The following is a 19,818-nucleotide window of genomic DNA, read 5'->3' on the forward strand; positions in this document are numbered from 1 at the left end:
ATTATGATGGCGATAAACCAAGATATAGAGAGATTAAATAATGAGTAAATTTATTATTTTATTTTTAAGAAATATTAAATATTTTAATAGATCATAATGTTTCTTTTATTGGTGATCCACCTTGCAGTTTATCATGAATAATGATTTTATCGAGAGGAAAAATGGTTTTGGTAAGTCTTAAATATAAAGATTTACCAATAAATTTAATTGAAAGAATACCTAAATGTAATTGGAAAATTGAAGAGTTTTATGAATATACGCCATCTGAAATCCTCATTGAGGATGTTGATCAGGATTATATTAGACGTAGTAATATTAAACATTAAAAAATTTAATTTATTAATGGAAATTTAATGAACGAAAAGGGAGCGTTTAACAAAATCTTAATAATAATCTTATAACAGCTACAATACAAAAGCCAAGCAATTTAAAGAACCCTAATGCTTTTGTGGGTGGGGTTCAAGATGCAGATGATTTGGTTTATTTAAAGGCACGACACTATAACCCTGTGTTGGGGAGGTTTTATCAGCCTGATCAAATCACTTTTTTAAGCGGCGGTCATGGGCAGACCAATCGTTATCAGTATGGGTGGAATGATACTTATACGTTTAGTGATCCGAATGGGTTAAATCCTGATGAATATTATAAAGCGTTAGATAAGGATTTACAGGCTTATTTCAGAGGACAGATAACATTTGAAGCATATTCACAAAATGCACAAATGTATGGGTTATTGATAAGAAAAGATAGTGAACCCTCTTTATTTTCTACTGAAAATATATTCACAATGGTATCAGTAATGCTTTCAAGAGGTACAAATCCGATAGCATATGCTGGTAGCGGTATAGCAGGAAAACAGGGGCAATTAACTCCAAATGCATGTGGTATGGCATGTGGACAAAAAGTATTAAGTGAGCGTGGAATTGAAGTATTCCAATCTAATCTAGCAAAGGGATTTTATAAAGGTTTAAGTCCAGAACAATTAGCAAAAAATATCAATAGTTATCAATCTGGTTGGAAAGGAGTGCAAGCACTACCAGAAGTAAGAGATATCCAAGGTCTTTATAGTTCTTATGGAAGCTATATTGCGATGTTAGGGCATAGTCAAAGACATTTTGTAACAGTTCAGTCCGTTTCAGGAGGAATAGTGAGATACTGGGATCCTGCGGGAGGCGTTGTTAAAACAATGCCAATTAAACAATTTGCTACTAATACTACTGGATTAGTTTGGAAGGATAAATAATGAGTAATAATTATGATGTAATTGTTAAATGCTATTATTACAATAAACGATCATTAATTATCGAAGATGTAAATTGGCTTATGGAGGTTCTATTCCATAGGTTTGGTAATTCTATTAATATCACTTTCTTAGAAATGAATGATTCTCAAAAGGAGGAAAGTACACATTTTGAAGGAAGTAAATTTAAAATTTTAGCAATAGATAAAAATATACATATTTATATTTATAATAAAGAAAAAAATGATTTTATTCGTGATGAAGATTTGGAGCACGAAATAAAGAATGGTAAGAGAAGAGATTTAATATAGGATTTATTATAATATCACTGTAAAAAATTCAATATCATGTTCAGAACTTTGATGGCTCAACTTTAAAAGTGATCAATGAACAGGGTGTAGTCAGTCAGTCTTATCAATACGCACCTTTTGGTCAACAACTACAATATAAGAAGCCAAGCAATTTAAAGAACCCAAATGCTTTTGTTGGTGGGGTTCAAGATGCTGATGATTTGGTTTATTTAAAGCAACGTCACTATAACCCCGTATTAGGAAGATTTTATCAGCCTGATCCCGTGACTTTTATTATGAAAGGGCATGGGCAGACCAATCGTTATCAATATGGGTGGAATGATAGTTATAGTTTTAGAGATCCTGATGGAAAAGAGGCAAGAGACTATCTTGGCCAAACTGAATTCAATACGGATTTTTATGATTTATCAACATTTAGCGTTCCTAGTGCAAAAGCAGGATTTAGCTATTTGAAAAATAACATTGATTATCATATCTACAATAGAAGTGTTTTTGTTAGTGGATTGAGCGAAATGGAAATCTTAAATTTAAGATTTTATTTGATACAACATCCAACACCAAATGATAATGCTCAACCAGCAACAATAGGTGGAACTTTTAATCTTGCGAATCCTAGTGGATTTAATTTTAGAACATTCATGGCAACATCTAAGACTTTAATACATGATGTTCCCGATAATGTATATTCATTTTTAAGAACAGGAAATAGTGGTGTTTCATGGGTTGTAAATATTACAAGACCAGATCATTCGTTATATCCAGGAATAGTTATTAGAGGGGTTCAGGATTTAGGAGGGGGTAATGTATTGATTCATAATTATGGTGAGGGTACAGGTAAGCTCCAATCTTTGGGGTGGGGGTCTGATAAAGTAATTAATAATATATGGTATGATGCTACAAAATCAGCTTTGAAAACGGCAACAGGACGTGAGTATAAAATTAATATTAAATAGTAATATGGAGCAAGCATGATTAATAATTTAATGGATTTTATTGCTATCATTTTTGGAGTTTTTTTGACTTTTTTACATAGTCTAATCATTGGATTGTATATGCCTTATTTGAATTTTTATATTAATGTAATATTGTTGATATTTTATTTATATGCATCCAAGAAGGAAAATAAGAAATTGTTTTATTTTATTTCTTTTTCATTTATTTTTATTATCTGGATTCCAGTTTATTATCATGATGGCAGATTAGGTTTTGGTTATTTATATTCAAAAAGCTTTTTTAAAGAAATGAAGGACGGATGGATTTATCTTTTACCTGCAAGCCTTATTACTATTTTTGGTTTATTTTTGATTGAATTTAATTTTAAAAACTTATTTGATAAAAAGTATTGATATGAATTTTATCAAAACATTATAAAATTTAAAAAAATCAAAGATAGTTTTAGGAGTTCTATTATGAAGTTGAATGTTGAACAAGAAAAAGCACTTGAAGATCATGTGTTTAAAAGAATTAGTGTGGGGAGCTTAAAGAAAACTCTTGGGCTTAATATCGAAAATAATCAGAATTTTGGTTTTGAATTATTAAAGTTGGCTGAGGCTAATAAGGAAGAGTTCGCATTAATGTTAGGCATGGGTTATGTTTTTATGGATAATAATGTGGATTATCTTTAAAAGAATTATGCTTAAGCGCCAGTGATGCCAATTCATCTGAAAAGGCTTGATAGACTCTAATGGTAGAGTCAGTTTGATAAGCTCGGATCACCTTTTCATCATATTGATTCATTATAAAACTCAAATAAAATATTTTTATACTTTATAGTATAAATTGATAATTGAATTATTCTTGTTATAATAACTTAAAATATAAAAACTGGTCAAAATATGAAAAAAATATTTATCGTATTATGCTTTAACCTACTACTTTGCAATTCTGTATTTGCCAATAGTGGTTTCTATAACTCAAAAATTAGTGCAATCACAATTCATGATTCATGGAATGTGTTTATTATTGAATTAAAAAGTCCAGTAGCTAATGGTGAAAATTGTGGTGTGTCAAACGCTGTCGTTTTAAGAAAAGATCACTATCTTTTTAAAGAAATGTACGCAGCTTTACTATCTGCATTTCATGCTCAAACTGTGATTAGTGGTTGGGCAAATGGTTGCTTTGGTCAATATCCAGTATTAACTAGATTAGACCTAAGAAAATAACAAATTATGTCACCTAATTTAAGAAAAATAAAAGACCAGAATATTCTGGTCTTTTTAATTGTACGGTTAAAATCTGAAAATTAAAGCCCAGCTTCATATTCAGAATTGCTGAGTAACTTTTCAACATCAGCGATATTGTCTGGTTTAATCTTGTAAATCCAACCTTTGCCATATGGGTCTTCATTGACAAAATCAGGATCATCTTCAAGCGCAGTATTCACTTCGACCACTTCACCAGAAACAGGAGCATGAATATCCGATGCTGTTTTCACTGATTCAACGACACCTGCCTGAGCGCCTGCAGTTACACGGCTGCCGGCTTCTGGTGCTTCCACATAAACAAGATCACCTAAAGCATCTTGAGCATGGTCAGAAATACCAGTAACCACAAGATCACCTTCAATTTTTACCCATTCATGTGTAGCTGCATATTTCAAATCAGAAGGATGATTCATAATGACTCCATTAATCCATTTATTTTTGCCACGATTTATACCGCTTTTTCAAACAAAACAAAAAGCAGAGATACTGATAAACTTATTCATATAAATCAATAATCAGTGTAAAACATATTATAAGTACGGATCTTTACGCCAACTGCTAGGACTGCGTCCACTCCAGCGTTTGAATGCACGGCTAAAATTTGCCACATCACTATAACCAAGTTCATCCGCGATTTGCTCAAGGGTATAGTCGGTACGAGAAAGTAGCGAAGTCGCATGGCGATAACGCACTTCATCGACCAAAGTCGAAAAAGAAGTACCTTCAGCAGCCAACTGACGCTTTAATGTACGGTCTGACATATGCAGGCGATCTGCAACATTTTCAATACTCAGATAATGCTGCTCTGAATGAGTCAGAATATCGCGTACACGCATAGCTAAACGGCGTCTTTCACCTAAAGCTGAAAGTTCAGCTTCACATTGGTTAATGGCAATTTGACTGGCAATCGGGTCTGCATTGACCATTTTCAAACCTAAATATGACTTGTCAAAACTTGCAATCAAATGAGGCTGTTCAAAACGCATGGTGTATTGTTTAGATAATTTTTCAATATATTTGTCAAAACCATCAGGTTTTGGAAAATCAAAATCAATATCGCCATGCAGGTCATTAATCCCAGTTAATGCCTTCGCCATGGTCATGATCCCAAAAGTCAGCCCCATCACAATTTCAGTACGCAAAGGTTCGATTTCAATATCACACTGCAATTGCAATGTGGCTTTTTCACCGAATGTAGAGAAGTATAATTGCAAAAAGGGCATACGCAATTGAATGAATCGATTTGCCAGTACCAATGCATCAGTGATGTCATTCGCGGTCATGATGGCATAGCCAATAAATCCATGAATTGAAATACGCATCTGCGTTCCAAGGTGAAAACCCAAGGTACTTTCACCCGTGAGTTTCAGCGCATGTTTAATGAGTTCATTGGCAAGTGGTGTAGGAATACGGCAATCAGGTTCAGCGAGCTGTTCACTGGTAAAGTTAAACGGTGCAAATAATGTTTCCGCACTATATCCCCAACGCGAAACGATATCTAATAATAGTAGTCCATAAACACCAGGAATTCCCTGATCTTGGCGAGCTGAGACTGTTTTCATGTGCTTTCCATTGCTCTGAACATTGCTTTTACTTGTTTCATCATATTGTCATGATATGGAAAAACCCTTAAATATTGTAAGACAAATTCAGGATTAATGCGCATCAAAATTACGTTTAAATACCACAATTTTGGTGGTTGAAATAAGCAATACATCATCATTTTGATTTTTAGCTTGTGTGATATAAGTCACAATAGCACGATCATTTTTAGTTTTAGAAGGGGTAATCGAAACAATTTCAACATCGACATGAATGCGATCACCGACTCGTGTCGGTCTAGGCCACCGTAAGCTGGATTCTGAACCAATCAGTCCATACGCAACGGGGAAGCATTCAGTCCAAAGACGCATAGTAACAGCGGATGTATGCCAGCCACTTGCAGCTAATCCTTTAAAAATAGGGTGATCTTTGGCTTTTTCAGCATCTGTATGGAAAACTTGTGGATCATACTTATGTGCAAATTCTAAAACTTCATCCAAAGTCATTTCGTATTCACGACTTTTAAAATGATCACCTACGTTTAAATCTTCCAGATACAACATTGTTTATACATTCCCTTAATTTCAAACGATACTTATAAAATCATGAATTTCTAAGTATAAAAATTAAATTATCTAAACATTTTCATTGTAAATTACCGTTATGCAATTTCAATGACTGTTTTGCCAAGGTTTCAATTTTTTAAGCCGTATTAAAAAATACATTTCAGTTTTAAATGATTCTAATCTTCGCATTGTCTAATGACTTTAAAGCAATGCAAATACGACCAAAGTGAATGAAGTGGACTTCTATAATGTTTTGAGCATCCAAAATTCACAAGCATGACTATGACCTGTGTTGCCTTTAGGTGCAGACAAACGCTCAAAACCTAATTTTTCATAGAGTTTTACGGCTTGCCACAGATTTTCAGTAGTTTCTAAATAACAGGCTTGAAAGCCATGATGCTGAGCAAATTCAAAACATTGTTCAAGAATTTTCTTTGCAAACCCGTGCCCGCGAAGTTCAGGTAAAAAATACATTTTTTGAATTTCTAAAATAGAGGAATCTCCCTGTAACGGTGAAAGCCCCCCACCACCTACAATTCGATGATTGGTATCCTCAATTACCCAATATTTCGCACTTTCTTGTGCATATACCTGATATAAATCATCCAGAACAGGATCGGCGACAGCAAAGCCAGATTCAGCCGCAAGACCAAATTCTTTAGATACTTCCCGAATGACCTGTGCAATAGCTGCGTTATCTTGTCTTTGTATAGTCCGAATTTGATACATATAGATATGAAAATAAAAAAGATAGAATTTTTATAACAAAAATTCTATCTTTTGTGATCAGTTGAAAATTTGACTGATCAAAATTCTAGCAGTTAAGATTTAATCAATCATTCAAAACTATTTCAGTTCACTGGATGATTTACCTAACTCACGACGTGCAATAATCAACTGTTGAATTTGTTGTGTACCCTCGAAAATATCTAAAATCTTTGAGTCGCGTGCCCATTTCTCGAGTAGTTCATCTTCGTTGTAACCGACACTGGCTGCAAGTTCTACACATTTCAATGTAATTTCATTGCCTATACGTCCAGCTTTGGCTTTGGCAATTGAGGCTTCACGAGAATTCGGTTTTTTATTATCCGCCATCCAAGTTGCTTTAATGGTGAGTAAACGTGCAGCTTCCCATTCTGCCTCCATTCGGTAGATTTGCGCTGCTAGATTCGAACTTTGCAAGTAAGGTGTAGCATAGTCAGCATCCAGTTCATCTTTAAAAATTTCTTTGATCCGTTCTAAAGAGGCTTTGGCACAACCTACCGCCATTGCAGCAACCAGAGGGCGGGTGTTGTCAAAGGTTTCCATGACACCTGCAAAACCTTTTGCGACGTCAATCTCAGCATTTCCAAGCAAATTGGCAGCAGGAACACGACAATCAATGAAACTGATCGCAGCAGTATCCGATGCTTTAATTCCCAGTTTATGTTCTAAACGTTCAACTTTCATCCCCGGTGTACCTTTAGGTACAACAAAAGACTTGATTGCAGCTCGACCTAACTTTTTATCTAATGTTGCCCAGACCACCACAGAATCTGCACGTTCACCTGAAGTCACAAAGATTTTCTCACCATTGAGAATATATTCATCACCATCTTGAGTTGCAGTTGTACGAATGGCCGCAGAGTCAGAACCACATCCCGGCTCAGTGATCGCCATTGCTGCCCATGTACCTTTAAAGCGTTCAAGCTGTTCATCATTGGCAACCGCAGCAATCGCCGAATTTCCCAGTCCTTGACGTGGCATAGACAGAAGCAGACCGGTATCGCCATAGCACATTTCGATAATGCCCAATGCCGTGGACATGTTGGTGCCATTTTTATTGCTATTGTCATGGTCACCACGTTTGTTGATTGCAGCACCAGCATTTAAGCCATCACCCCCATCATTCATACCATCTAGCAAAGAGGCAAGCATATCTAACTCTTTGGGATAGGCATGTTCTGCTTTGTCGTATTTACGTGAAATTGGACGTAACACATTGATTGCTGTTTCATGTGCTTGGTCTAAAAGCATTTTGAATTTTTTTGGATTTTGTAAATTCATGATCAGTATCCTTTTATATGCTTTTAAGCATGTAAACCAGAATGTAAAACAGCAGTAGCACGCAAATCACGGTACCAACGTTCAGCAGGATGTTCTTTGGTAAAACCATGTCCACCTAAAATTTGTACGCCATCAGTGGCGATTTTCATCGACTTTTCCGCACACAGTAAGCGTGCCAAATACGCTTCGCGATGGAAAGATTGACCTGATTCAGCCAAACTTGCTGCATTTAAGATCAGCATACGCATTGCATCAATCTCAATTGCCATATCGGCAATCATAAATGCGACACTTTGACGGTGTGAAATAGGTTCACCAAATGCGGTGCGTTCGTTGGCATAATTGATACTATATTCTTTGACCGCTTCACATGTACCTACGGCCAACGCACACCACATTAAATTGCCCAGATCAAGGAATGCAGGGTAGTTAAAGTCTTCATCACCCAATCGCAGTGCAGGTGTGTTCTCAAATTTAAGTGTTACAGTTTCTGTAGCTTTTAACCCCATGGCTGGAGACTTTTTCACAGTGATACTTGCGTCACGATTGACGATAAACACATCAGCTTTGCCATTGAAATCTGCACTAACCAACAACAAATCAGCAGTTTCACCCAACAAAACCAGTGTTTTTTCACCCGTCAGGCTAAATTGACCATTATTCGAGACTGCTTTGGTTTTTAAACGCAATGGGTTAAAGGCAGGGGTAGCTTCTTGTACTGCAAAAGTCGCTTGAATATCGGGATCATTGGCGAAACTGGCTAAGTAAATGGATTGGACTTTCTCAGCCCCCCATTGTGTGATCGCATTAATCACACTAAATGTTGAAAGCAGTCCTGCCGCAAGTGAGAAATCACCTTTAGCCAAACGTTCAGCAATCAATATGTTACTGACAATATTTTTTTCAGAAGCTACCCCACCCAATGCTTCAGGCAAGGCATAGTAATTTAAGCCTAAATCGGTACTGTGCTGCCAAAGTTCTACAGGGAATTTTTCATGGTGGTCAGCTTGGTGTGCCAATGGATAAAGTACTTCAGCCGCAAATTGATCCATTGCGTCAACCGTCATCTGCTGTTCTTCACTTAAACTCAGATCAAAAAGTGATTTTTGTTGGTTGGGTAGGCGCTGTTTGCTTACATTTGAGTCCGATTTAAAGGCTTTTTGTGTGGTACTGAGCGTTTTAAAACCTGCCTTTGATCCTTGGTAAAGTGATTTCTCAATAAATTTTCGCAATTTAAATTGATCAAGTAAATCGCTGCCTGCAATTTTTGTAATTAAGTTTAAGCCCAACCCCTGAGCTTTATTTACCATATTGGTCATTCCGAAATACCCTGTATTTGAGTGTTGGTATGCAATCATCCTGACATGCAAAAAAAGAAAAAACTATGTCATAGATGACAAAGTGATTGACCTTAGATAAATGGCAAATAAGGTGTTTAAATATTATCTAAGTTATTGTATGTAATTAATTATTTAAAAATAAAAATACCCAACAAATGTTGGGTATTGGTAAAATTGACATTTTTAACGGATATGTTTTACAGGACTTTTATTGAATATTTAAAGAAACGGAGTGATCATTTTACGGACATTGGTTTTTGCTTCAATTACTGTCATGAACGTATAGGCACCAATAAATTTGCGGCTGATAAACATGAATTCTTTAGGCGGTATACTGAAATAACGCGAAGCCATGGATTTAGATGCACGTTGCATGACACGACTGTGAAGTTGGCTCTTTTTCCAGTCATAGCGATTATTTTGATCCATCACGCCGGCAGGCAAATCAGGATTATTTAAAGGTGTGCTAAATGCTTCTGTCGCCAATAAAAATACTTTTGCCATATCCGGTTTAATACTCAGCGGCATTGCATCAAAGAATTCATAGCCTGACATTGCATTGACCATGGCTTCCGCATCATGATGATAGCCTGCCTTGATCAAATTGCAGGCAACTTTGAGCAATTGGTTGTCAAACTGACGAATCGCACCAAAATCGAGCAAGATGATTTTGTCTTTGATGTTTTCGCCATTACCCAGACGAACCAGATAATTACCAAAGTTCGGATCAGTTTGCATTTCACCCCACTCAAATATTTCACGCACCGCAATTTCCAGTGAAGCTTCACCCAGTAGATTACGTCTTTCTTGAGGTAATGAAAGCATGACAGGGCTGTTAATTGGCACGCCACGTTCAAAGGTCATGCACAGCACTTGACTGGTACAATAATCATCGATGATTTGTGGTACACCATAACGTGGATCTTCTTTTAAACGTTGCGCAAATCGGCGTGTAGTTGCAGCTTCGACTTCATAATTCACTTCACGATGCATCATTTCACGAACTTCATCAAACCATTGGTCAAATTCGCGGGTTTGCGGTACCATTCGAGTCAGTTTAAGCATATTTTTAAATAGACTCATGTCTGAATCTATCGCATCTGCTACACCTGGATACTGAATTTTTAACACCAGTTCCAAACCATCAGATTTGCGTGTTGCACGGTGAACCTGCGCAAGAGAAGCTGTCCCGATGGGTTCATGGTCAATGGTCAGATCATTCAATTTAGAGCCCAACTGACTGACCAATTGTTCTTTGATTGCCGGCCAAGCGAGTGCGACGGTTTGGTTATTGAGAGTATTGAGTGCTTGAGTAATTTCTTCAGGTAAAAAATGCTCGCCATAAAGCGCCATCATTTGACCTATTTTTACAATTGAACCTTTTAACTTGCCGATTTCTTGAACAAGATAATTGGCTTGCTCTTTCATCGCTTGCTTACGTTTTTTTTCTTTTTCTTCTTCACTTGAAAAGATTGAACTCGCACTTGAAGCCGCCCAGCGTGTACCTGCCAATAAAGATGCTTTTGCAATTGATAAACGGCGATCCATTGACGAAGTTTTTAACTGTTTGAGCTTTTCGTTCTGATCTGACATGAAGATAAAATCCTTTATAAGCGATTCGAAAAGATAAATAAGAATGAATTGTAAGGAATATTACATGGAATGACTGTATTTAAATAGTTCAATTCGCTGAATGGGGGAATTAAATTCGCTGAGTTAAACAGATTCAGTAAAAATAAATGCTTACATCCTGAATTGAATCTTAATCTGGTTTCGAGCAGATAGCGTGTGTCGATTGATCTCTATGTGTTGGTTGATCATGTCTTTGACAAGTTGACTCGTAAATCCTAATGCATAACCTTTAACGATAATAATACTGGGAAGACTAAAGAAAAAATATTTTACATCATCAAGTGATGGTGTTGCATAAACACCTTTTTCACTGAGTGTTTGCTGTAAAAATTGTTTTTCAGCCGCAACTGACGGGGTAGATTGATCATCCCACCATGATTGACGCATAGCCATGAGGTTGTTGTGTTTGTAGCTCATAAATTGACAGAATTCAGAATAAATTTGAGGACCTTTATATATATAGAGGTCAATGCCTATTATTTCAAGTTGAGCCTGATTGCAAGGTTTTGCTGAAATCACCAAAGGAATCGTAATAATCGAAGCAAATACAGAGTGATTGTAATTTATCTTAAATCTTTTAAACTGGTATTTTAAAGGGTTAAATGACAATTGGCAGTTTTTTCTTGGGGAAGTTGAATGTTGTTAAAATATTGGGGCTTAGGGCTTATTTTAATATTGCCTATGCATGCTCAAGCGATGGGTTATAGTGCGGAATACGTAAAGTGTATGAATTCTGCTGGCACAGGTTCGACCAGTCTTGCTAACTGCATACAAAGTGAATTTAATAAACAAGATGATCGTTTAAAGTCACTGTTTAAACAGACGCTTGATTTATATTCAGATAAAGAAAAGAAAGCTCAAAAAAAATATCAAAAGCAATGGTTGAAACAACGTAGTCAGCAGTGTGATAAAGATCAAAAGTCTGTTTCAGACGACTATAAAATGAAATATTACAATTGCGCACTGAAACAAACTGTAAACCGCGCGAATAGCCTGGAAAAACTGACGTATCGGCTGTAATTTTTGTCTAAGTATAGAAATAGTTGCTAAGTAAATTATAGTAAAAGATTATAAATCTGCTTGAAAACAAGGTATCATAAGGCGTTTGAAATTATGACCTTGGAGAAACCTTAAGTGGATCGACCGACTATTAGCCCTGAACATTTACAGGAAGCTGCTGAAAACCTTTCGACAATTCGTGATTTTATTCGTTTTGGGGTTACAGCTTTACGTCAATACGATGCACATTTGGGTCAAGGTACAGAAGATTATTTTGCAGAAAGTTCTGCATTGGTTTTACAGACACTGTCTTTAGAATGGAATGCGGATGCTGAAATTTTGGATGCGACATTATTACCCAGTGAAAAAGCTGAGTTTCTTAACTTATTAGAACGTCGAATCAACGAAAAAATTCCAACATCTTATTTATTAAATTTGTCTTACTTCTTTGGCAAACCATTTTATGTTGATGAGCGTGTACTTATTCCACGTTCACCGATTGCTGAATTGATTGAAAACCGTTTTGCACCTTATTGTTTGGATGAAAATGGTCAGCTTCTGGAGGCTAAAAACAATTTACCAGAAAACCCGAATCCAAAAACACCGCAACGCATTTTGGACATGTGTACGGGGTCAGGATGTATTGCGATTGCTTTAGCATATGCATTCCCAGACTCAGAAGTGGATGCAACGGATATTTCTAAAGAAGCTTTAGAAGTCGCTTCCATCAACACAGAACACCACAATAAACAGTATCAGGTTGCACTACTTGAATCAGATTTATTTGCAAAAATTCCTGCTGAAAATCAATATGATCTGATCGTTTCAAACCCACCTTATGTGGATGCGGAAGATATGGCAGATTTGCCGGAAGAGTTTCACCACGAACCTGAATTGGCATTGGCAGCAGGTCAGGATGGTCTGGATTTGGTGCGTAAAATGTTGGCTCAGGCAGCAGATTATTTGACTGAAGATGGTTTAATTGTCATCGAAGTCGGTAATTCGGAATGGGCAATGAAACAGAATTTCAATACGATCGATTTCTATTGGTTACAGTTCCAAAAAGGTGGGTCAGGCATATTTGCACTTACTGCTCAGCAATGCCGTACTTTCCGTGATCTTTTCATTCAATCCCTCCAAGCATAAGGAATTGTCAGCATGGCAGGCAACAGTATTGGACAACTCTTCCGTGTAACGACCTGTGGCGAATCTCACGGCGTAGGTTTGATGGCAATCGTGGATGGTGTACCACCGGGATTGCAATTATCTGCCGAAGATTTACAGATTGATCTTGATCGTCGTAAACCAGGTACCTCTAAATTTTCCACTCAACGTAAAGAACCCGATGAAGTAGAAATTATTTCAGGCGTTTTTGAAGGGAAAACAACGGGGACTTCAATTGGTTTGTTGATCCGCAATACAGATCAAAAATCCAAAGATTATGGCAACATTGCTCAAACCTTCCGACCAGGGCATGCTGATTATACCTATACGCAAAAGTATGGTTTCCGTGATTATCGGGGGGGTGGACGCTCAAGTGCTCGTGAAACAGCAATGCGTGTTGCAGCAGGTGCCATCGCTAAAAAATTCCTTGCTGAAAAGTTTGGTATTCTGATTCGTGGGCATGTGACGCAGATCGGCACTGAAAAAACAGAAACATTGGATTGGAATGAAGTCCCTAATAATCCTTTCTTTTGCGGTGACATCAATGCAGTACCGCGTTTTGAAGCTTTAGTGACCTCTTTACGTGAACAGGGTACAAGCTGTGGTGCAAAACTTGAAATTCTGGCTGAAAAAGTTCCTGTTGGTTGGGGCGAACCAGTCTTTGATCGTCTAGATGCAGATATTGCACATGCAATGATGTCAATTAATGCGGTAAAAGGCGTAGAAATTGGTGATGGTTTTGCTGTTGCAGAACAGTTTGGTCACGAAACACGTGATGAATTGACCACAGAGGGTTTCCTTGCCAATCATGCTGGCGGGATACTGGGTGGAATTTCTTCAGGTCAAACCATTCGTGTGGCAATTGCTCTTAAACCTACAGCAAGTATCACCACACCAGGAAAGACCATCAACTTGAATCGTGAAGATACGGATGTATTGACTAAAGGTCGTCATGATCCTTGCGTGGGTGTCCGTGCGACACCTATTGCTGAAGCAATGCTGGCCATCGTATTGATGGATCACTTTATGCGCCATCGTGCGCAAAATGCTGATGTGGTTGCACCATTTACGCCAATCGAGCCTAAATAGGCTCAACAGAAGATATTTTTAATGAAAAAATATCCTGTGTGATTTGAAGTAAATGATTAAATTGGCGTTAAAAACGTGATTTCTCTGAATAAAAAACCAGACGACAAGTCTGGTTTTTTATTCAAACTATTTATAATTTCAATTATTTTTCAACAATCTGACCTGTATAACCTTTTAAGAACGTCAAATAAGCAGAAGATTGTTGCCCGTCCGCTTTTAAAATTGAACGTTCAACATCACCTTGGTTGGTAATCAGTTTAAGTGAGATCTCTTTACCGTTACGGAACGAGTTTAGAAAGCTTACAGGAACATTGATTGAGTTTGATGACACAGTACCTGCATATTGAGTCGCATTGATAGTTGAATACGTATAAGGCTGACCATCGACTAAAAATACAAACTGAGTAATATCATATTTTGTTGGATTGTTGATTTCAGCTGTGATTTTAAATCCATCACGGATTTCATCTTTCCAACGCATAGAAAGTTCAGGGCAGACTTCATTTGCTTCACAGATTAAAGGACCTTTGGTCACAACTCTTTCTGGATAAGAACCCGCACAACCAGCCAAGGTTAAACATGCTAAAGAAGAAATTAAAGCAAATTGAAGTTTCATAACGCTTCCTAATAAGTTCGTTCGTGTTATTGATTGTTCATAATGTATATAAAATTTACCGCTTTTTAGTAAAAAAGTGAATTAAAATATTTCAGTAAATTGTACAGCGTCTATATTTAAAGCAGTGATGTTAATCCATTGTCAGAATATTCAAAATTTCTCTAGCAACATGGACAGTTAACTGCTCCAAGCGGGCGATAGGCGTTGCATCAATAAAATATTGATAACTGTATTGTTGCTGCTGGTAAAGGATGCTAATAAAAAATGTACCTTCGGGTTTATCAACCGTTGCACTGCCACCCGGTTTAAGCAAACCCGTACAACTCACAATAAGATCTGCCAAAGGAAAAAGTTGCTTACCATGCACAGCCATTGCTTCAGTCACTTGAGCTGATTCAGCCGTATATTGTTCAATCAGTGCAGGATCAATTTTCAAAACTGAAACTTTAATAGAAGGATCATAACTGACCAATCCACCCAGTAAAATATCAGCACCACTATGTTTGTAAATTGAAAATTGACTACATAAATAGCCAGAACTGGCACTTTCAATAAAGGCAACTTTTAAACCTTTATGTTCGAGAAGGTTACAACACTGTATTAAAGACATTTGTCATGAACTCTTGTTTAATTATCTGATATTCAATTGAATAAATAGTGAAATAATAGCAAGAATGATGAACTTGCTGATTCGTGTGCTTTTATGCTTGAAAAGCGACCATATTGAATGTGCCTGAGTAATATTGAAATAACACTGTCATATTCTTTTGTCATACTGTACCCAGACAAAATAAAAACAAATGATAATTAAAAAAGTTAAAAAATAATTAGCGTAAAAGTCTGTATCTACAGTCGACCCACTTTTAATCAGTGGGTTTTCCTTTTTGTGCTATTTGGAGAATTACTATTCAATATTATCAAATTTTATCTTTCATAGAGCTAAAAAAGTGATATAAATAAAAATAAAGTGCATATGAAAAAGGAGTGTGAATAATGAAAACAACTGTGAAATATGTTGTCTTGAAGAGCAGAGAATATCAGCTTGGCACACCTCTATTTGAAGAAACTGTTGATGCGGCAGGTGATTATTTTGATCAAATACCCGATGTCATTCATTATCAAAATCACCAATTCAAGGTCAAGTCCAAAGAACTGAATCGCAAACAAATTTTTGATGATTTTGAAGAGTCGCAAACCATTTTAGTCAAAGTGATTGCAACCCATTGATTCATTTTTAGGTTTAAAAAATTAAACCCACTTATTCTTGTGGGTTTAATTTTACAAGATGCTTAAAAGCTATTGCTTGATGATCAGTACGGGAAGTTGAGTTTGTCCAAGTACATCTTGAGCAAAACTTCCCAGTAAGAACTTCTGAAATCCTTTACGCCCATGTGATCCCATCACAATAAGGTCTGTATTGAATGATTCAGCTGTTTTAATGAAAGTTTCTGCCGAAACCGAATTTCTCACCACCTGAGTTTCGATTTGTGCACCTTGTTGTTCAGCCAGTTGTCTTGCTTTGCTTAAAGCTTCCTCAGCATTTTTGATGGCTTCTTGAATGTATTCTTTTAACATATCCGGAGAATAATAAAAATCCGCTGCTGCAAATGGATCATCTGCAACAACACTGATCGCAGTAAGTTTACTTCCAAATGCTTTTGCGATCGCAGCAGCATGTTTGATTGCCGAAAAAGAAATGTCTGAACCGTCAACTGGAACAAGAATATTTTGATAAGACATAAGTTTCACCTTTTAATTATTGAGTTTGAAAAATACTAATCTTCACTGAGGGTCGATTTGATAATCAACACTGGAAGCGGGCAAATCGATAAAACTTCCTGAGCAACACTACCTAAAAAGAATTTTTTGAAACCTGTACGTCCATGTGACCCCATGACAATAAGATCTGCATTCAATTCATCAGCAGCATTTAAAATACCTGTTGCTGGAGGAACTTCACGAACGACTTTCGTGTCTACGGCACTAACACCGTGATGCAGTAATGTTTCCTGTATGTCTTTTAAACGGGCAAGGGCATTTTTTTCAGCTTCAAGTAGGTATTGTGTCACTGCTGGCGCAACTTTATAGAAATCGACGCCTTTAAATGGGTCGACAGCAATCACGCTGGTTACAGTAATTTTACAGTTAAAAGCAAGTGCAAGTTTCTCAGCATGTTCAACCGCAGCATAAGAAATAGGAGAGTCATCTACAGCAACAAGGATATGTTGATAAGCCATTATAAGTTTCTCCCTTTTATCTCGTTGTTGATTCATTGATAACATATTGTCGGCATTGCCGCAATTCGATAATTGCAGCCAAATTTGATTAAACATGTGCTATTTCAATATTTTGTGAAATATACATACTTTTTTTATGGTTTTATTTTGTAATCTTTATTTTTGATTTGAGCACAGCGCAGCATTTTATAAAAAATACTGAATTTTATTTATCCCAACTTTTCTGGATATGCTGACTTTGATTTTTACAAAGCAAAAATTGGCATGATAAATGCATTAATTTAATGCAAGCTAATATGAATGAATAAATTTTTGGCATCAATTTGGAACATTTTAAATACGATGTCTTATAAAAAGTGGATGACCATGAAAATTTATACGCAACGTCTAGAAAGCATACACCCTGATAAAAAAGTAGACAGTGTCGCGCTCACTTTTGATACTCGGCAAAAGAGCCGTTTTCGTGCAACTTTAAATAATGGGCACGATATTGGTGCAGATTTGCCAAGAACAGGAATCCTGCGCAGTGGATCTTATATTGCCACTGAACAAGGTGAAGTACTCAGGATAGATGCAAAACCTGAAAAGTTGATGCAGGTCACTGCATCAAATAGTTTTGATTTATTGAAAGCTGCTTATCATCTAGGTAATCGGCATGTGCCTTTGATGCTGACCCCAACAGCTCTCTATTTTGAACCAGATCATGTGCTTGCTGAGATGATTCTAGGGCTTGGACTCACAGTAAATGAGGTTGAACACCCATTTGAACCCGAAAGTGGAGCCTATGCACAACATCAACATGATCATCGTTTGAGCCCAATCAAGGCTTTACATCATGTCCATCACTAATGCATCGCAATTACTCAGTTTACTCACACTGTCATCAACAGCTTTGCCTATAGGCACCTATTGCTATTCGCAAGGCGTGGAAAGTGCGATTGAACAGGGCTTAATTCATGATGAAGTTTCAAGTATTGCTTATTTTAATGAAGTGCTGGAGATGGTTTTGGTGCGTTTTGAATTGCCGATTTTAAAGCGCTTAATGCTGCATTATGCTGATGATGAACAGTTTCTGGTGTGGGCAAATTTTTATCGAGCCAGTCGAGAATCCAGAGAATTATTGGCTGAATCTCAGCAATTGGCATTTTCTTTAAATGCATGGATTCGGGATGTACTTTTGCAAAAAGTTGAAGTGAAAAAGCAATTTGGCTTTGTCCCTGTTTATGCACATTTATGCGGTAGTCTGCAACTCAATTTAAATGATGTTCTGACTGCTTATACTTTTACTGTTTTGGAAAATCAAGTTCTTGCAGCAGTAAAAACCGTGCCACTTGGGCAAATGAGTGGGCAAAGAATTTTATGGCATTTGCACCGTTTAATTCCTCAAGCCATTGAACAAGCCGTGCAGCTTGAAAATGATGAGTTAAGCAGTGCTCTGCCCAAGTTTGCGATGTTAAGCATGTCGCATGAAACTCAATATTCACGGTTATTTAGATCATAGTTTAACACTTGCTGTTTCAATCATATTTTAACACTTGCTGTTTCAATCATATTTTGATGACTCAGTACCATGCACAGAAAAAGGAAAATATCATGACAGAACGTAGCCCTTTGCGTGTCGGAATTGGTGGGCCTGTAGGCTCGGGAAAAACAGCTTTAACTTTAAATTTATGTCTGGCGCTGCGCAATAAATACAATATGGCGGTCGTCACCAATGACATTTATACCAAAGAAGATTCCAACTTTTTAACACGTCATGAAGCCATGTCACCTGAGCGAATCGTGGGTGTTGAAACTGGAGGATGTCCACATACTGCAATTCGTGAAGATGCTTCCATTAATCTTGCAGCGATCGATGATCTCTGTGAAAAGTTTGATGGACTAGAACTGATTATTATTGAAAGTGGCGGTGATAACTTAGCTGCGACATTTAGTCCTGAATTATCAGATTTAACCTTATATGTGATTGATGTTGCAGGTGGTGAAAAAATTCCGCGCAAAGGTGGACCAGGTATTACGAAATCTGACTTATTAATTATTAATAAAACAGATTTAGCGCCGATGGTTGGGGCAAACCTGGAGGTGATGGATCAGGACGCAAAACGTATGCGGGGTGAAAAGCCATTTTTATTTTCCAATATGAAAACGCAAGATGGTTTAAGTCAGATTATTGAATTTATAGAAAAACAAGGCTTATTTAAAGCCTAATTCACAACTTAAATAGTGTCAAAAACCTATAAAAGATTAAAGGAAAATTGATATGCGTTTAACTCAAAAAAGTTTGATTGCAGTGATGGCCTATATGCCAGTTTTAGCCTTGGCTCATCCTGGGCATGATCATCACACAGGCTTTTGGGCAGGATTTATTCACCCATTTACGGGCTTAGATCATTTGATGATGGCAATCGCTTTTGGCGTGTTGATGTGGACAGCAAATCAGCGCTGGAAATTATTGGGTTTAATTGGTCTTGCTCTCGCAATGGTGGGTGGCTTTATGATAGGCAGTCAAGATATTATCCCATCGACCGTTGCCGAGTACGGCATTATCGCTTCTTTGGTTTTATTGGCGATTGCACTTTGGACAAAATCCAATCAGGTATTGCCTGCCGCAGCAGTCTTATTGGCAAGTTTTCATGGTGTCGCCCATGGTGCTGAATTAGGTCAATCTGGTCATGCAATTGTTCTAGTTTTGGGGATGGTCACAGCGATGTCACTGATCTATGCAGGCGGATTGGGTATTGGGGCGTTTATAAAAAAATATGTCCCTTATGGAAAAAAGATCATTGGTACATTGGCAGCATTCGTCGCTGTGATTGGACTGGCGTGATGCCT

25 protein-coding genes and 2 pseudogenes are annotated in these 19,818 nt (G+C 37.1%); 14 read left to right on the forward strand and 13 right to left on the reverse strand.

From position 1 onward, the window contains the following. Positions 1–409 precede the first annotated feature (409 nt). From OSH00_RS05385 to OSH00_RS05405, 5 genes and pseudogenes are all read left to right on the forward strand, one after another. Positions 410–634: pseudogene (locus OSH00_RS05385) on the forward strand (RHS repeat-associated core domain-containing protein); the annotation flags it as partial. A gap of 608 nt (positions 635–1,242) precedes the next feature. Then, positions 1,243–1,551 (forward strand): hypothetical protein, encoded by a 309-nt coding sequence (locus tag OSH00_RS05390; protein WP_174762723.1) that lies wholly within the window; start codon positions 1,243–1,245, stop codon positions 1,549–1,551. 23 nt (positions 1,552–1,574) lie between these two features. Beyond that, positions 1,575–1,904 (forward strand): annotated as a pseudogene (locus OSH00_RS05395) (RHS repeat-associated core domain-containing protein); the annotation flags it as partial. Between the two features lie 615 nt (positions 1,905–2,519). Next, positions 2,520–2,897, forward strand: a complete 378-nt coding sequence (locus OSH00_RS05400; protein ID WP_266129573.1) for a hypothetical protein — start codon at positions 2,520–2,522, stop codon at positions 2,895–2,897. A 63-nt stretch (positions 2,898–2,960) separates the two neighbouring features. Then, the gene (locus OSH00_RS05405) at positions 2,961–3,176 is read left to right on the forward strand and encodes a hypothetical protein (protein WP_266129574.1); all 216 of its coding nucleotides are present in this window, start codon (positions 2,961–2,963) and stop codon (positions 3,174–3,176) included. On the opposite strand, the gene OSH00_RS05410 is transcribed toward OSH00_RS05405, so the two are convergent. Continuing rightward, positions 3,148–3,288 carry a DUF4291 family protein gene (locus OSH00_RS05410; protein ID WP_266129575.1) on the reverse strand — a complete coding sequence of 47 codons (141 nt, stop codon included), beginning with the start codon at positions 3,286–3,288 and terminating at the stop codon, positions 3,148–3,150. The two genes, OSH00_RS05405 and OSH00_RS05410, sit on opposite strands and share 29 nt — an antisense overlap. Before the next feature lie 98 nt (positions 3,289–3,386). Here OSH00_RS05410 and OSH00_RS05415 point away from each other — a divergent pair, with 98 nt between their 5' ends. Further along, positions 3,387–3,713 (forward strand): hypothetical protein, encoded by a 327-nt coding sequence (locus tag OSH00_RS05415; RefSeq protein ID WP_266129576.1) that lies wholly within the window; start codon positions 3,387–3,389, stop codon positions 3,711–3,713. Positions 3,714–3,793: 80 nt separating this feature from the next. Here OSH00_RS05415 and gcvH read toward each other — a convergent pair whose 3' ends face one another. The 8 genes from gcvH to OSH00_RS05455 form a co-directional block, all read right to left on the reverse strand. Then, positions 3,794–4,168, reverse strand: a complete 375-nt coding sequence (gcvH, locus tag OSH00_RS05420) for a glycine cleavage system protein GcvH (protein ID WP_266129577.1) — start codon at positions 4,166–4,168, stop codon at positions 3,794–3,796. Between the two features lie 117 nt (positions 4,169–4,285). Further along, complete coding sequence (locus OSH00_RS05425) at positions 4,286–5,317, reverse strand: AraC family transcriptional regulator (protein WP_196076653.1); 1,032 nt, start codon at positions 5,315–5,317, stop codon at positions 4,286–4,288. A 93-nt stretch (positions 5,318–5,410) separates the two neighbouring features. Then, positions 5,411–5,860, reverse strand: coding sequence for a MaoC family dehydratase (locus OSH00_RS05430; protein ID WP_004830661.1), 450 nt, complete (start codon positions 5,858–5,860; stop codon positions 5,411–5,413). A 246-nt stretch (positions 5,861–6,106) separates the two neighbouring features. After that, positions 6,107–6,592, reverse strand: coding sequence for a GNAT family N-acetyltransferase (locus OSH00_RS05435; protein WP_266129578.1), 486 nt, complete (start codon positions 6,590–6,592; stop codon positions 6,107–6,109). 117 nt (positions 6,593–6,709) lie between these two features. Then, positions 6,710–7,909 carry an acyl-CoA dehydrogenase family protein gene (locus OSH00_RS05440; RefSeq protein WP_196076651.1) on the reverse strand — a complete coding sequence of 400 codons (1,200 nt, stop codon included), beginning with the start codon at positions 7,907–7,909 and terminating at the stop codon, positions 6,710–6,712. A 23-nt stretch (positions 7,910–7,932) separates the two neighbouring features. Then, a complete protein-coding gene (locus tag OSH00_RS05445) occupies positions 7,933–9,219 on the reverse strand; it encodes an acyl-CoA dehydrogenase family protein (RefSeq protein WP_266129848.1) in 1,287 nt (428 codons plus the stop codon). Positions 9,220–9,468: 249 nt separating this feature from the next. After that, entirely contained in the window at positions 9,469–10,842 is a 1,374-nt protein-coding gene (locus OSH00_RS05450; RefSeq protein ID WP_196076650.1) for an ABC1 kinase family protein, read from the reverse strand. A 150-nt stretch (positions 10,843–10,992) separates the two neighbouring features. Continuing rightward, entirely contained in the window at positions 10,993–11,298 is a 306-nt protein-coding gene (locus OSH00_RS05455) for a hypothetical protein (protein ID WP_266129579.1), read from the reverse strand. Positions 11,299–11,517: 219 nt separating this feature from the next. On the opposite strand from OSH00_RS05455, the gene OSH00_RS05460 reads away from it, so the two are divergent. The 3 genes from OSH00_RS05460 (at position 11,518) to aroC (ending at position 14,133) form a co-directional block, all read left to right on the forward strand. After that, positions 11,518–11,901, forward strand: coding sequence for a lysozyme inhibitor LprI family protein (locus OSH00_RS05460; RefSeq protein WP_266129580.1), 384 nt, complete (start codon positions 11,518–11,520; stop codon positions 11,899–11,901). A 114-nt stretch (positions 11,902–12,015) separates the two neighbouring features. Then, positions 12,016–13,026 (forward strand): 50S ribosomal protein L3 N(5)-glutamine methyltransferase, encoded by a 1,011-nt coding sequence (prmB, locus tag OSH00_RS05465; RefSeq protein ID WP_196076647.1) that lies wholly within the window; start codon positions 12,016–12,018, stop codon positions 13,024–13,026. 12 nt (positions 13,027–13,038) lie between these two features. After that, on the forward strand, positions 13,039–14,133 hold the full coding sequence (aroC, locus tag OSH00_RS05470) for a chorismate synthase (RefSeq protein WP_266129581.1): 1,095 nt from the start codon (positions 13,039–13,041) through the stop codon (positions 14,131–14,133). 142 nt (positions 14,134–14,275) lie between these two features. Here the strand turns inward: aroC and OSH00_RS05475 are convergent, their stop codons facing one another. Further along, positions 14,276–14,749 carry a hypothetical protein gene (locus OSH00_RS05475; protein ID WP_196076645.1) on the reverse strand — a complete coding sequence of 158 codons (474 nt, stop codon included), beginning with the start codon at positions 14,747–14,749 and terminating at the stop codon, positions 14,276–14,278. Positions 14,750–14,879: 130 nt separating this feature from the next. After that, the gene (locus OSH00_RS05480; protein ID WP_266129582.1) at positions 14,880–15,359 is read right to left on the reverse strand and encodes a CinA family protein; all 480 of its coding nucleotides are present in this window, start codon (positions 15,357–15,359) and stop codon (positions 14,880–14,882) included. 383 nt (positions 15,360–15,742) lie between these two features. On the opposite strand from OSH00_RS05480, the gene OSH00_RS05485 reads away from it, so the two are divergent. Next, positions 15,743–15,976: a hypothetical protein gene (locus OSH00_RS05485; protein WP_196077645.1), complete on the forward strand. Its 234-nt coding sequence runs from the start codon at positions 15,743–15,745 to the stop codon at positions 15,974–15,976. 69 nt (positions 15,977–16,045) lie between these two features. On the opposite strand, the gene OSH00_RS05490 is transcribed toward OSH00_RS05485, so the two are convergent. Both OSH00_RS05490 and OSH00_RS05495 read right to left on the reverse strand, forming a co-directional pair. Then, entirely contained in the window at positions 16,046–16,489 is a 444-nt protein-coding gene (locus tag OSH00_RS05490; protein ID WP_266129583.1) for a universal stress protein, read from the reverse strand. Positions 16,490–16,524: 35 nt separating this feature from the next. Next, positions 16,525–16,986 (reverse strand): universal stress protein, encoded by a 462-nt coding sequence (locus OSH00_RS05495; RefSeq protein ID WP_266129584.1) that lies wholly within the window; start codon positions 16,984–16,986, stop codon positions 16,525–16,527. A gap of 366 nt (positions 16,987–17,352) precedes the next feature. Between OSH00_RS05495 and ureE the strand changes: the two genes are divergently transcribed. From ureE to OSH00_RS05515, 4 genes are all read left to right on the forward strand, one after another. Continuing rightward, positions 17,353–17,835, forward strand: a complete 483-nt coding sequence (gene ureE / locus OSH00_RS05500) for an urease accessory protein UreE (protein WP_266129585.1) — start codon at positions 17,353–17,355, stop codon at positions 17,833–17,835. After that, positions 17,822–18,487 carry an urease accessory protein UreF gene (locus OSH00_RS05505; protein WP_266129586.1) on the forward strand — a complete coding sequence of 222 codons (666 nt, stop codon included), beginning with the start codon at positions 17,822–17,824 and terminating at the stop codon, positions 18,485–18,487. The genes ureE and OSH00_RS05505 overlap by 14 nt, the downstream gene beginning before the upstream one ends. 92 nt (positions 18,488–18,579) lie before the next feature. Further along, a complete protein-coding gene (ureG, locus tag OSH00_RS05510) occupies positions 18,580–19,194 on the forward strand; it encodes an urease accessory protein UreG (protein ID WP_266129587.1) in 615 nt (204 codons plus the stop codon). 52 nt (positions 19,195–19,246) lie between these two features. Then, entirely contained in the window at positions 19,247–19,813 is a 567-nt protein-coding gene (locus OSH00_RS05515) for a HupE/UreJ family protein (protein WP_266129588.1), read from the forward strand. Positions 19,814–19,818 lie beyond the last annotated feature (5 nt).

It is taken from the genome of Acinetobacter nematophilus (assembly GCF_026344175.1).
Lineage (GTDB): Bacteria > Pseudomonadota > Gammaproteobacteria > Pseudomonadales > Moraxellaceae > Acinetobacter > Acinetobacter nematophilus.

Excerpts from the sequence above, each read along its gene's own strand:
- OSH00_RS05515 (WP_266129588.1), top strand. The coding sequence starts at position 19,247 with ATGCGTTTAACTCAAAAAAGTTTGATTGCAGTGATGGCCTATATGCCA.
- OSH00_RS05405 (WP_266129574.1), top strand. The coding sequence starts at position 2,961 with ATGAAGTTGAATGTTGAACAAGAAAAAGCACTTGAAGATCATGTGTTT.
- gcvH (WP_266129577.1), bottom strand. The coding sequence starts at position 4,168 with ATGAATCATCCTTCTGATTTGAAATATGCAGCTACACATGAATGGGTA.
- OSH00_RS05445 (WP_266129848.1), bottom strand. The coding sequence starts at position 9,219 with ATGGTAAATAAAGCTCAGGGGTTGGGCTTAAACTTAATTACAAAAATT.
- OSH00_RS05505 (WP_266129586.1), top strand. The coding sequence starts at position 17,822 with ATGTCCATCACTAATGCATCGCAATTACTCAGTTTACTCACACTGTCA.
- OSH00_RS05410 (WP_266129575.1), bottom strand. The coding sequence starts at position 3,288 with ATGAATCAATATGATGAAAAGGTGATCCGAGCTTATCAAACTGACTCT.
- ureE (WP_266129585.1), top strand. The coding sequence starts at position 17,353 with ATGAAAATTTATACGCAACGTCTAGAAAGCATACACCCTGATAAAAAA.
- OSH00_RS05415 (WP_266129576.1), top strand. The coding sequence starts at position 3,387 with ATGAAAAAAATATTTATCGTATTATGCTTTAACCTACTACTTTGCAAT.
- OSH00_RS05440 (WP_196076651.1), bottom strand. The coding sequence starts at position 7,909 with ATGAATTTACAAAATCCAAAAAAATTCAAAATGCTTTTAGACCAAGCA.
- ureG (WP_266129587.1), top strand. The coding sequence starts at position 18,580 with ATGACAGAACGTAGCCCTTTGCGTGTCGGAATTGGTGGGCCTGTAGGC.
- OSH00_RS05435 (WP_266129578.1), bottom strand. The coding sequence starts at position 6,592 with ATGTATCAAATTCGGACTATACAAAGACAAGATAACGCAGCTATTGCA.
- OSH00_RS05390 (WP_174762723.1), top strand. The coding sequence starts at position 1,243 with ATGAGTAATAATTATGATGTAATTGTTAAATGCTATTATTACAATAAA.
- OSH00_RS05495 (WP_266129584.1), bottom strand. The coding sequence starts at position 16,986 with ATGGCTTATCAACATATCCTTGTTGCTGTAGATGACTCTCCTATTTCT.
- OSH00_RS05425 (WP_196076653.1), bottom strand. The coding sequence starts at position 5,317 with ATGAAAACAGTCTCAGCTCGCCAAGATCAGGGAATTCCTGGTGTTTAT.
- OSH00_RS05490 (WP_266129583.1), bottom strand. The coding sequence starts at position 16,489 with ATGTCTTATCAAAATATTCTTGTTCCAGTTGACGGTTCAGACATTTCT.
- OSH00_RS05480 (WP_266129582.1), bottom strand. The coding sequence starts at position 15,359 with ATGTCTTTAATACAGTGTTGTAACCTTCTCGAACATAAAGGTTTAAAA.
- aroC (WP_266129581.1), top strand. The coding sequence starts at position 13,039 with ATGGCAGGCAACAGTATTGGACAACTCTTCCGTGTAACGACCTGTGGC.
- OSH00_RS05400 (WP_266129573.1), top strand. The coding sequence starts at position 2,520 with ATGATTAATAATTTAATGGATTTTATTGCTATCATTTTTGGAGTTTTT.
- OSH00_RS05430 (WP_004830661.1), bottom strand. The coding sequence starts at position 5,860 with ATGTTGTATCTGGAAGATTTAAACGTAGGTGATCATTTTAAAAGTCGT.
- OSH00_RS05450 (WP_196076650.1), bottom strand. The coding sequence starts at position 10,842 with ATGTCAGATCAGAACGAAAAGCTCAAACAGTTAAAAACTTCGTCAATG.
- OSH00_RS05460 (WP_266129580.1), top strand. The coding sequence starts at position 11,518 with ATGTTGTTAAAATATTGGGGCTTAGGGCTTATTTTAATATTGCCTATG.
- OSH00_RS05475 (WP_196076645.1), bottom strand. The coding sequence starts at position 14,749 with ATGAAACTTCAATTTGCTTTAATTTCTTCTTTAGCATGTTTAACCTTG.
- OSH00_RS05455 (WP_266129579.1), bottom strand. The coding sequence starts at position 11,298 with ATGAGCTACAAACACAACAACCTCATGGCTATGCGTCAATCATGGTGG.
- OSH00_RS05485 (WP_196077645.1), top strand. The coding sequence starts at position 15,743 with ATGAAAACAACTGTGAAATATGTTGTCTTGAAGAGCAGAGAATATCAG.